Raw genomic sequence first — 11,779 nt, forward strand, 5'->3', positions numbered from 1 at the left:
CATCAAGGGGGGCTTTGCATCTTCACTTCACCGCCACGGTCGCCCGGCGTTCCAGCTTGCCCCAGCCGACCCGGCCGCCGCGCACGGCGGTCAGCACCGACTTGACCACCACGTAATACATCAGCTGGCGGTAGCCGAAGCGCTGCACGGGCAGGTAGGGCAGGTCGGCCCAGGGGGCGCGCTTCTCAAGGGCCATGCCCAGGGCGCCGGCCGACAGGTCGACGAGAATGAACACCGCCCAGTAGAGCAGGCCGCGCACCATGTCGTCGGGCCGCCATTCCAGCGGATGGGCGAGCGCGGCGTAGAGGCCCGAGACCAGGCTCCAGACCACGGCCAGGTCCACCAGCGGCGCGGCCACGGCCAGCAGGATCTGGAACAGCCAGATCTGGGGCAGGGCCACGAAGCCCAGCACCGGGGTCTTGGGATTGAACAGCGCCGCGCGGTGCTTCCACACGCATTGCAGGGTGCCGAACGACCAGCGGAAGCGCTGCTTGAGCAGGCCGGCCACCGTGTCGGGGGCCTCGGTATAGGCGCGGGCGGCCGGGTCGAAGGCCACCTTCCAGCCGGCGCGCTGGCAGGCGATGGTCAGGTCCTGGTCCTCGGCCAGGGTGTCTGAGGGATAGCCGCCCAGGGCGTCGAGCACGCTCTTGCGCCAGGCCCCGACCGCGCCCGGCACCACGGTGACCGCGCCCAGGGCCGCCAGCGCCCGCCGCTCCAGGTTCTGGGCGGTGACATATTCCAGGGCCTGCCAGCGGGTGACGATGTTGAGGCGGTTGCCGACGATGGCGTTGCCGGCCACCGCGCCGATCTTCGGGTCGGCGAACCAGCGCACCAGCCGGCTGATGGTCGAGGTCGGGAACAGGGTGTCGGCGTCCAGCGCCACCACGAACTCGCCCTTGGCCAGGGCCAGGCCCCGGTTGACGGCCCGCGCCTTGCCGCCGTTCTCGAACGACAGCAGGGTCACGCGCGGATCGCCCGCGAAGTGGTCGCGCACCTCCTGGGCCGTGCGGTCCTTGGAGCCGTCGTCGAGGACCAGCACCTCGATGTTCGTCCAGTCGCTCTCCAGGATCCGCGCCACCGAGGCGGCGATCACCTTCTCCTCGTTGAAGCAGGGGATCAGCACGCTGACCAGCGGACCGGTCGCGGGATCGAGGTCTTCGGGCGTGCGCTCGGTCGCCTTGTGGACCAGGGCCAGGCACGCCAGGAAGACGAGGCGCGCCACGCCCAGGGCGATGGCGGTGACGAAGAGCCCGACCAGCAGGGCGTTCAGTCCCCGGAAGAAGCCGAAACCCAGGCGGTCGAGCGCCAGGCCGACGGGGTCGCGCTCGCTCCTGGGCATCACCTGCTCGGGCGTCATGCCGGCCAGTTCGCCGACCGTGACCAGCCGGTAGCCGCGGGCGCGGATGCCGTCGATCAGGCCGGGCAGGGCCTTGATGGTGTTCTCGCGATTGCCGCCGGCGTCGTGCAGCAGCACCACCTGGCCGGGATTGGCGCCTGGATGGTCGAGGCGGTCCAGCGCGCGGTCGATGATCACCTGCGGTGGCGGCTTCTGCCAGTCGTCGGTGTCGATCCGCAGGCCGACGATCAGGTAGCCGAGGGTCTGGGCGATGACCAGCGGATCGACCTCGCGCGGGGTCGAGGGCTCGGCGTCGCCGAAGAACGGGGGCCGGAACAGGCGCATCGAGCGGCCGGTGACCACCTCGAACAGGCGCTGGGTGGCGTTCAGCTCGACCTGGGTCTGGGGCAGCGGCGTCTCGCCGATGTTGGGGTGGGTCCAGGTGTGGCCGCCGACGTCGTGGCCCTCGCGGATCTCGCGCGCCACTAGGCCTGGATGCTTCTGCATGTTCTGGCCGATGACGAAGAAGGTCGCCGGGGCGTTCTTGGCCTTCAGGATGTCGAGGATCTTGGGCGTCCAGCGCGGGTCGGGGCCGTCGTCGAAGGTCAGGGCCACCAGGCCCGGCTTCTGGCCGTAGCGCTCGATGACATAGGAGCTGGGCAGGACGTCATAGGTCTCGCCCGAGATCAGGCCGGTGTCGGGATCGAACTCCAGGGAGCGCTTTCCGGGCGTGGGCAGGGACGAGACGCGCAGCACCTCGCCGCCGCCGTCGAAGTCGACGCTCTGGCCGGCCGGGATGCGGGCCAGGCCCGAGGCCGTGCCCTTGCCGTACGGCTGGCCCAGCACGCTCCACACGCCCGGATCCTCGCCGCCCATACGCCACAGGCCATAGCCGCGCGGCCGGAACGGGTCGGTGGCCTTGATCTGGTTGAACAGGGTGGCCGCATCCAGGAACCACACCACGTGCTTGTCGCCGTCGTCGGCGGCATAGGCGTAGGTGGGATTGAGGGCGTCGTCGTCCATGCGGATGTCCGCGCCGGCGTCCTGGGCGTTGCGGATGGCCTCGTGGAAGGTGGCCGCGTCGCCGCTGGCCGCCGTGCCGTCGGCCTTCAGCGTCCAGTCGTAGCCATAGGCGCCGAGCGCCAGCACGGTGCGGGCCGGGTCGAGCGTGGCGAAGCGCTTGTCGAGCTCGCTCTCGTACCAGTCCTGGCCCGCGTTGGGGCCCGGATCGCCGCCGCCGTAGTGCTGGTCGTAGGCCATCAGCACGATGGTGTCGGCCGACTGCTGCAGGCGTTTCAGCGGCCAGCCCTGCTCGTCGAAGGGCGCGGTGACCCAGACCTCGCGACCCGAGGCCTTGAAGGCGGCGCGGGCTTCGTCCAGCAGCAGCGGATAGTTGGCCAGGCCCTTGGGCGACAGGGCTTCGAGGTCGAAGATGTAGCCGCCGAAGCCGCGCCGCTGGGCCAGGGCGACCAGGTTGTCGATCAGCGCCTTGCGGGCGGCCGGGTCGGCCAGCAGGGCGTCGGCCATCGGGCCGTTGAAGCTGGCGTTAGCCGAGTTGTGGACCAGCGGCAGCACGATGGGGTGATTGGGCGCGGCGGCGATGCGGGCCGTGCCGACCGGGTCGTCGTCGACCGAGATCTGGCCCTTGGGGCCGTTCAGCGCCACCCATTGGGGCGAGACGACGTCGAGGCTGGCGATGTGCCGGCGCAGGGACTCGCGGCTGTCCTCGTCCCAGGGCACGTAGAAGCCGACGCTCAGCGGCTTGGCCGCGCCGATGGCGGCGGGCGTCTTGGGGGCGGGCAGGGCGCGCCAGGCCGGCGGCTTGCCGGGCTTGAGGCGATGGACCGTCTCCTCGTGCAGGGCCGACAGCACGTGCGGGTCCTTCAGCGTCACCGCCGGCAGGCGCGGGGCGAAGGCCAGGGTGGCCAGGAAGCCGGCGACGATCGCCGCCACCAGCGACAGCGCTATGCCCGCCGCCAGGGAGAACCTGCGCCGCCGCTTGCCGGTGGGATCATGGAAGATGTGCCGATCGTCGCCGCTCATCGCGCCGTGCCCCGTTCATACCGCTGATAACACGGTTTCGGCGGCGCAATGATCCTCGATCATGTCCGAACGGTGGCGCTTGAACGGCCTTGAAGCGACTGCGACTTTTTGGCGGGGGATCGGCGCGTGGGGGCGCTCCCTAAACCGTAAAATCCCCGCGAAAGCGGGGACCCAGGTGTTTTCTGAAACGCGCGGCGCTCGACGATAAAAAGCCTGGGTCCCCGCTTTCGCGGGGATTGTTCGGAAAGGGTCAGTCCACCCAGTCCTTCTCCAGGCGCTTGCTGGCCAGGAAGAATAGGCCGGCGGCCACCAGGTAGAAGCCCATGCCGGTATAGATCGACCAGCGCAGCGACTCCGCGCCGAACATCGGCTTCAGGAGGTCGGAGACCAGGCCGAAATAGTAGATGCCGACGGCGATGCCGAGCAGGTTGTTGATCAGCAGGAACAGGGCCGAGGCGGTGGTGCGCATCGGGGCCGGGGCCAGGTGCTGGACGGCGGCGGTGATGGGGCCCAGCCAGGCCAGGTTCAGGCCGGTGGGGATCAGGAAGATCAGGAACGCGGCGGTCATCGCGCCGGTGCGGCCCAGGCCGCCGAACAGCGCGCCGCTGTTCATGGCCAACAGGAAGCAGGGCACCGAGATCAGGAAGGCGATGGCGGGGGTGATCGGGTAGCCGGACTTGGACTTGGCGCCCAGCTTGTCGGCCACCACGCCGCCCAGCCAGATGCCCAGCAGGCCGCCGAACAGGGCGATGCCGGCATAGTACCAGGCGGTCTGCGACAGGGTCAGGCCCAGGCTGCGCATGAAGAAGCTGGGCAGCCAGGCGGCGACGCCGTAGCCGCACACCGACGAGGCGGCCGCGCCAAACGACAGCAGCCAGAACGACGGCTTGGCCGCCAGCAGGCGCACCGCGTCGCCGAACGGCGGGACGGGGGCCGGCGCGGGCGGCGGGGCGCCCTGGACGCGGTCGGCGCCGCCGCGCACCGGATCCTTGACGATGGCGCGGAAGATCGGGGCCAGGACCACGCCCAGCAAACCCACGACGATGAAGGCCGTGCGCCAGCCGTAGGTCGCCGCCAGGAGGCCGCCGACCAGGGTGCCCAGGCCCGAGCCCAGCGGGATGCCGAAGGCGTAGGCGGCCAAGGCGCGGGCCCGCTGGCTCTTGGGGAAGTAGTCGGCGATCAGCGAATAGGCCGGGGCCACGCCGCCGGCCTCGCCGACGCCGACGCCCATGCGCGAGAAAAAGAGCTGCCAGAACCCGCCGGCGAAGCCGCACAGGGCGGTGAAGCCGCTCCAGACGGTCAGGGCGGCGGTCATTATCCACACGCGGCTGAAGCGGTCGGCGAGCCAGGCGATGGGGATGGCCAGGGTGGTGTAGAGCAGGGCGAAGGCCAGGCCGCCCATCAGGCCGAACTGGCCGTCGGTGAGCCCGAACTCGTCCTTGATCGGCTTGGCCAGGATCCCGAGGATCTGCCGGTCGAGGAAGTTCAAGGTGTAGACGAGGATCAGCGTGGCCAGCACCACGTAGCGATAGCTTGGGGCCGGCGCGGCCTCGTCAGGTTTGCGACCGTCGTCCATCGCCATGCCCCCAGGGAATCAAACTCGGCTTCTGTGTAGCCCGGATAAGAAAAGGGCGACGGCCTGTTGCAGCAAGCCGTCGCCCGAGGCGTTCGCCTAGAACTTCACTTCGAACGACGCCGTCACCGTGCGCGGCGGGCCGTAGAAGGCGCTGACGGAGTTGCCGTAGAACACGGCCGCCGACTGCGGGAAGTTGTAGCCGCCGATGCGATAGCGCTCGTCGCCGAGGTTCTTGCCGGTCAGCGCGGCCTTGTAGCGGCCTTGCGCCGAGGTCCAGATCAGGCTGGCGTCATAGAGCCAGTAGGCGCCCTGATCGAGCGCCGAGGGGATCTCGAACATGTGGTAGGACGAGCGGTACGAGGCCGTCGGGGTGAAGGTGATCGAGCCGTTGCCGCCCAGGTCGTGGCTGAAGTTCAGGCCGAAATTCCCCGTCCACTTCGGGGTGTTCTGGAACACTCGCGAGTTGGAGAAGTCGCGCACCACCGGCGGCGTCGAGGTCAGGTCCAGCGCCTTGTATTCGTCGAACTGCGCCTTGATGTAGCCCAGCGAGACGTTGGCGCTGACCCAGTGGGCCAGCTTGGCGATACCTTCGACCTCGAAGCCCGACATGTGGGCGCGGCCGACGTTCAGCACCTGGCTGGCGATCGAGGCGCCGACCGGGGTCTGCTGGGTGACCTGCATGTCCTTATACTTGGAGTAGAACACCGCGGTGTTCAGGCTCAGGCGACGGTCGAAGAAGTAGCCCTTCAGGCCGCCCTCGAACGAGTCGACGGTCTCGGGCTCGTAGCCGTCGGCCGAGTTGGGCGTCAGGATCTGGTCGGAGCGCATGTCGAAGCCGCCCGACTTGAAGCCCTGGCTGTAGGAGACGTAGGCGTTCAGGTCGTCGCTGATCTCGTACTTGGCGCTGAGGCGCGGGGTGAACTTCGAGAAGGTCTTCTTGTTGGTGAAGCTCGAGCGCAGCAGGCCGGGCACGGCGGCGTTGTTGCCGAACAGCGGGCTGCGGATGCCGGTGAAGTTCTGGCGATAGACGCGGCCATACTTCTCGTCGCGGGTCATGCGGCCGCCGACCGAGACCGACAGGCGCTCGGTCAGGTCGTAGCTGACGTCGGCGAAGGCCGAATAGCTTTCGGTGTCGACATTGCCGGCGGTGGCGATGGTGGTGTTGATCTGGCTGACCACGGTGTCGAAGGCGCCGGCGGCGGTGGCGTTCATGTAGTAGACGCCGGCCACGCCCTGCCAGCGGTCGCCGGTGAACAGGGCCTGGAATTCCTGGCTGAACTGGTGGTCGTTGTAGCGGCCCGGGATGTCGAGATAGGCGCCCGGCAGTTCGTCGAAGTCGATGGTGCCTTCGGTGTTGCCCGAGCGGTAGGCGGTGATCGACTTGACGGTGATCAGGTCGTTGATCGTCCACTGGCCCAGCAGCGACACGCCGCTGTTCTCGACGCGGTTGGTGTCGCCCGAGCCGGCGCGGGTGTCGTAGACGTCGGGCAGCACCTCGCCGCCGGGGATCGGCTGGCCCAGGATGTTCAGGGCCTGCACCTCGCGGTGGCCGTGGCGCGGGTTGGACTTGTCTCGGGTGGTGTCGGCCGACAGCCTGAAGAACAGCGCGTCGGTGGGCGTGTATTCGACGCTGACGCGGCCGGTGGCGACGTCCTTGTCGTAGTGCTCGGCGCCGGTGTTGAGGTTCTTGCCGTAGCCGTCGTGGTCGAAGCTGGCGGCGGCGAAGCTGACCGCCACCTTGTCGCCGATCGGGGCCTTGGCCGAGACCAGGAAGTCGCGCTGGTCGTAGCTGCCCAGCGAGGCCTTCAGGCGCAGTTCCGGATCCGGGCCGATCTTGCGGGTCACGTACTTCACCGCGCCGCCGATGGTGTTGCGGCCGTACAGCGTGCCCTGCGGGCCGCGCAGCACTTCGATGCGCTCGATGTCGAACACGTCGAGCACCGCGCCCTGCGGACGGGCGATGTAGACGTCGTCGACATAGAGGCCCACGCCGGGCTCGAAGCCCCACAGCGGGTCCTGCTGGCCGACGCCGCGGATGAATGAGATCAGGGTCGAGTTGGAGCCGCGCGCCACCTGCAGGGTCAGGTTCGGGGTCGACTGCTGCAGGCTGGTGATGTCCGAGGCGCCCATGCGCTCCAGCGCGGCCGCGCCATAGGCCGAGACGGCCACCGGCACGTCCTTTAGGGTCTCTTCGCGCCGGCGGGCGGTGACGACCACCTCTTCGACGCCGACGCCTTGCTCCGTCGTCGCCTGTTCCTGTGCAACCGCGAGATTGCTCGCAGCGCCCCACGCCGCGCCAGCCAGCAGCGCAGCCTTCCACATCGTTTTCATGGACAGCCCCTCTTACCTAGATGCGTTTCGTCCCTCACGCTGGCCGGGCCGTCTTTAGCAGCCTCGTTTCCAGCGTTTCCCGCACGATTTCACCGTCGCGGGAATTCGACTTCACTGTCACCTAGGTTGAGGAAATGCGCCAGCCTTTTTTCACCAGGTGGTGAAAAGTGTAATCCGGGGGCGGAGGGTCGCTTGCGTCAGGCCTTGCCGGACCTGGCCACGACCGCCTCGAAACCGGCCGCGCAATAGGCGAACAGGCGGGCGCGCACGGCCTCCAGGTCGCTGGAGTGGCACACCCCTTCCGACAGCGAGTCGATGCGGCCCGTCTCCGACAGGGCCAGCATCATCGAGCCGGTCAGGAACTGGTAGCACCAGTAGAGGTCGCGATATTCCGCGTCGGGACGGACGATCTTCAGTGTGTCGACCAGCTGGTGGACGACGGGATCGAAGAACCGGGCCATGGTCTCGCCGCCCCAGGCCGGGGTGTTGTTGACCTGGGCGACCAGGGCGAAATAGCTCTTCCAGCCGCCGCCGCCCTCCTGCGAGATGCGCAGCAGCGGGTCGATGAAGGCGGTGATCACCCCCTCCACCGTCATGCGCGCGCCGAAGGTCTCGACATAGGCGTTCATCGAGACGCTGCGGGCCTGGTTGAGAATGTCGGCCCGACGCAGGAACACCGCGTCGAACAGTTCGCGCTTGGCGCCGAAGTAGTAGTGGATCAGGGCGGTGTCGACGCCGGCCTCCGAGGCCACCTGGCGGGTGGTCACCCCGTGGAAGCCGTGGCGCGCGAACAGGCCCTCGGCGGAGTCGAGGATGGTCTCCTTCAGGTCCAGGCCCGTGGCCTTGGAAGGACGGCCCCGCCCGCCGGAACGGGCGCGGGTCTTGGCGGCGGTCATGTGGAAGAGACCCATCCGTGAACAGCGTTGTTCCTCGGATAGGCCCGCTTCCGGCGCCCTGGCAAGAGCGCGGCCGTTCCGAGGAGGTCGGGTCAGGCCGTGAAAATCCCGTGGAATCCCAGCGGCAAGGCCGTGTTCGCCCGCCAGGTGACCAGCGGACCGTCGGCGACGCGGCGGGCGTTGAAGGCGTGCAGCTCGCTGGCCTGGGCGTCGAGATTGAGGCTGCTGCCCACCAGCCAGCCGTCGAATTCCTCGCTCGAGCCGGGGCGGGGCACGAAGACCATTTCCTCGACCAGCTGGCGGCGGCCGAAGGCGAAGGTCTGTTCGCGGCCGGTCTTCCAGTCGCGCACCGCCACGCCGTGGAACACCGGCTTGCCCGGCTCGCCGACGGCGGCGTGGACGCTGTAGCGGCGCGCGCGGCCGGCGAACCGCTCGTCCGAGCGCGGGAACTCGGCGATGCTGTCGAAGCGGGTCAGCTCGGCCTTGCCGCTCGCGTGCAGGGCGATGAGCGCCAGGCGCGGCGGGGCGACGTTGGTGAACGGAACGCCCCGCAGCAGCTGCTCGCCGGCCGAGGCCGTGCCGCGCGGATCGTCGTCGACGCAGGCGTCGAAGCGGATCGTGCCGCCGGCGTCCTCCCAGGCGTCGCCCAGGTGGAAGAAGAAGAACGGCGGCAGCTCGAAGGTGCGGCGGCGGGTCAGGTCGGCCTTGTCCAGCACCACCACCTGGGTCCCCAGTTCCGGCTTCCAGGCCATGCTGGAGATGTAGGGCATTTCCAGCCGCTCCTGGATCCAGGGCTGCAGCACTATGACCAGGTGGCGTTCTGTGGCGGTGAAGTCGTGGATGTAGCTGGCGCGGGGCAGGGCCACGACCTGGGCGTCCTCCAGAGCGCCGTCGGCGGCCAGGCGCCAGACGATGGCGTGCTTGCCCGCCAGGCCCAGGTTCCAGGTCCGGCCGTCCGGCTCGCGGCGCGGATGGGCCAGGAACGGCATGGCCTTGAGGTCGGGCCGCAGGGTCTTGAAGCCCTTGGTCTCCAGCGTGACGGGATCGAGGGCGCAGGGCGAGCCGGCTTCCCACAGCGCCCACAGCTCGCCGCCGGCCATCATCACCGAGGTGTTGGCCCCGTTGGCGTCGTCGGGACCGCCCAGGGCCGCGCCCGGACCCGCTTTGGTGCCGAAGCCCGGTGTGACCATCGCGTTCGCCGCGGTGTTGGCGCGGCGCTTGGGGGTGTCGACGAAGCGGGCGGCGAGGCTGGCCTGGCCGTCCTGGATCGACCAGCGCCGCACCAGGCCCTCGCCGTCGAACCAGTGGCCGGCCGAGCCGCCGGGGCGGCGGAACTTGGCCGGGCCGTTGCGGATCAGCGCGCCCGACAGCTCGGCCGGGGCCTTGCCACGCAGGCGGGTCAGCGTGGCCGGGGCGATGTCGGCCTCCACGTCGCGGAAGGCCAGGGTCCAGTCGGCGGCCCCGGCGGCGAACACGGTCTCGGGGCTGAGCACGGCGGCGGCCCCGGTCAGGCCGGCGGCGCGGAGAAAGGCGCGGCGATCCATCGACATTCCCGTTCTCAGCGCAGGGTCATGGCCTGGGCGTTCTCGCCCGGCGCGACGGTGAAGGCGGCGGCCTCGAAGGACGGCGGGCCCATGTTGACCTTGGCGTCGTTGGAGAAGCCGTAGGGCTCGACCGGCAGGCCGAAGGGGTTGGTCCCCAGGCGACCGTCGCCGTCGACGTCGTGGAAGGCGCGGATGGCGTAGGTCCCGGCCGGCAGGTCGAGGCGCACGGTCGGCGCGGCCTCGGCGGCGGGCACGGTGACGGAGGTCACCGCCTTGCCGCCCTTCCAGGCCTGGGCGCTGTCGTAGACGGCCACCTGCAGCACGCCGGTATGGGCCTTCAGCGCCGGGAAGCTGACCACCAGGCTGGCGTCGGCCTGGGCGGTCGCGACGGCTGTGGCGGGCGGGGCGGGAACCACCGGGATGTCCTGGCAGAGGCCGGCGACGGGAGCGGCGAGCAGGGCGGCGCAGGCGAACAGCGGGAGAAGACGCATGAAAGGGATCCTTGAAGCGAACAGAGGAAGAGGGCGACGGAACGACAACGCGTTCAACCGAAGAACACGCGCCACAGCAGGCGGCCGGGGATGAAGGCGAAGCCGCCGGCCACGATCAGCCCGCCGACGAACAGGCCGGTCATGAACCGGCGATGCAGGGCGACCTTGTGGCGGCGGGCGGCGTAGACGGCGATCGGCAGGGCGATGATGGTCCAGCCCGACAGCAGGTGGATCCAGCTCATGGCGCCGTGGTTCATCTCGTGGATGAACAGCGAGCTTATGGCGGTCAGCGCCATGGCGATCACCCAGGTCCAGCCCAGGCCGCGATGCAGGGCGCTGCCCTTGACCCCGATCATCAGCACCGTGCCGACGACCAGGGCGGTGACGGCGGCCGTCAGGTGGATCTGGATCTTCAGCGGCGCGGCCGCCACCAGGGCCAGGTTGGGCAGGTGGGGCATGATGCCGTCCAGGCCGCGGTCGCGCAGCATCAGGGCGGGGACGGCCGCGGCCGTCGTGGCGACGAGCACGCCGGCGACGCCGAACAGGCGAAAGCGCCGGGCGCGGGGCTCGTGCATTGACAGGCTGGTCTGGGACATCTTGATCTCCGGGCGGTGGCGGGGTGCGTCGCCGTTGAAGGATCGATAGGAGCCGACGGGGCCGTGTCTCAATCGCCGTTACGTGAGCAGCCGGTTCGGCTTCGCCAATCGCCGCCGTCCGCCGTTCACGCTTCGCCAATGGCGGCCCTGGCGGCGCGGCATGGACGCGGCGTGGTGGTGGCGGGCGTCGCCGGGCTGTTCCTGGCCTTCGCCGGCGCGTTCGGCACCGGCGATGCGCCGCTGTGGATCCGGCTCGTCTACTGGCTGGTGCTGTGCTGGTCGGGCGCTGCAGCCGGAGCGGCGGTGAGCGGGATCGTGCAGAACAACGGACTGACCGAGCGCCGGCCCTTCGTCGGCGGGGCGGCGATCACCCTGGGCGTGGCCCTGCCCGGCACGCTGTACGTCTGGGCGATGTCGAGCCTGATGTTCGGCGCCCTGCCGAAGCTGGAAAACCTGCGACAGTTCTTCCTGCCGGTGCTGGTGGTCACCGCGGCGATCACGGCCCTGAACTTCCTGGTCGCCCGCAAGCCGGTCGAGACCCACGCGGCCGCCCCCGAGGCGCCGCCGCCGCGCTTTCTCGAACGCCTGCCGGCCAAGTTGCGGGGCGCGACCCTCCACGCCGTCGAGGCCCAGGACCATTACCTGCGCCTGCACACCTCCAGGGGCGAGGACCTGATCCTGATGCGCCTCTCCGACGCCATCGCCGAGCTAGAAGGCATCGAGGGCGCCCAGACCCATCGCTCGTGGTGGGTGGCGCGCGAGGCGGTGGTCGACGCCAAGCGCGGCGACGGCCGGGCCGTGCTGACCCTGGCCGGCGGCGCCGAGGCCCCCGTCAGCCGCGCCTACGCCAAGGCCCTGCGCGAGGCGGGCTGGTTCTAGGAGGCGCGTCCGCACCGCTGCGCCAGCAGCGCCTGCACGCCGTCGGGGCAAACAAAAAGGGCGGCCCCTGCGGGCCGCCCTTTCCGT

General features: G+C 69.9%; 8 protein-coding genes. 1 reads left to right on the forward strand and 7 read right to left on the reverse strand.

Going from position 1 to position 11,779, the window contains the following annotated elements; all coding sequences use genetic code 11:
- Positions 1-22: 22 nt before the first annotated feature.
- The 7 genes from ACODR1_RS14565 to ACODR1_RS14595 all read right to left on the reverse strand — a co-directional run bounded on the left by ACODR1_RS14565 (position 23) and on the right by ACODR1_RS14595 (position 10,813).
- On the reverse strand, positions 23-3,379 hold the full coding sequence (locus ACODR1_RS14565; RefSeq protein WP_488881086.1) for a glycosyltransferase: 3,357 nt from the start codon (positions 3,377-3,379) through the stop codon (positions 23-25).
- 250 nt (positions 3,380-3,629) lie between these two features.
- A complete protein-coding gene (locus tag ACODR1_RS14570; protein WP_488881087.1) occupies positions 3,630-4,955 on the reverse strand; it encodes a spinster family MFS transporter in 1,326 nt (441 codons plus the stop codon).
- A gap of 96 nt (positions 4,956-5,051) precedes the next feature.
- Entirely contained in the window at positions 5,052-7,286 is a 2,235-nt protein-coding gene (locus ACODR1_RS14575) for a TonB-dependent receptor (protein WP_488881088.1), read from the reverse strand.
- Between the two features lie 197 nt (positions 7,287-7,483).
- Positions 7,484-8,182 carry a TetR/AcrR family transcriptional regulator gene (locus ACODR1_RS14580; RefSeq protein ID WP_488881089.1) on the reverse strand — a complete coding sequence of 233 codons (699 nt, stop codon included), beginning with the start codon at positions 8,180-8,182 and terminating at the stop codon, positions 7,484-7,486.
- Between the two features lie 92 nt (positions 8,183-8,274).
- A complete protein-coding gene (locus ACODR1_RS14585; protein WP_488881090.1) occupies positions 8,275-9,732 on the reverse strand; it encodes a carotenoid oxygenase family protein in 1,458 nt (485 codons plus the stop codon).
- Positions 9,733-9,740: 8 nt separating this feature from the next.
- The gene (locus tag ACODR1_RS14590) at positions 9,741-10,217 is read right to left on the reverse strand and encodes a DUF2141 domain-containing protein (RefSeq protein WP_488881091.1); all 477 of its coding nucleotides are present in this window, start codon (positions 10,215-10,217) and stop codon (positions 9,741-9,743) included.
- 53 nt (positions 10,218-10,270) lie between these two features.
- On the reverse strand, positions 10,271-10,813 hold the full coding sequence (locus ACODR1_RS14595) for a DUF2306 domain-containing protein (protein WP_488881092.1): 543 nt from the start codon (positions 10,811-10,813) through the stop codon (positions 10,271-10,273).
- A gap of 138 nt (positions 10,814-10,951) precedes the next feature.
- Here ACODR1_RS14595 and ACODR1_RS14600 point away from each other — a divergent pair, with 138 nt between their 5' ends.
- Complete coding sequence (locus ACODR1_RS14600; RefSeq protein ID WP_488881093.1) at positions 10,952-11,692, forward strand: LytTR family DNA-binding domain-containing protein; 741 nt, start codon at positions 10,952-10,954, stop codon at positions 11,690-11,692.
- The last annotated feature ends 87 nt before the right edge of the window (positions 11,693-11,779 follow it).

The organism is Caulobacter sp. FG7, from assembly GCF_057808875.1.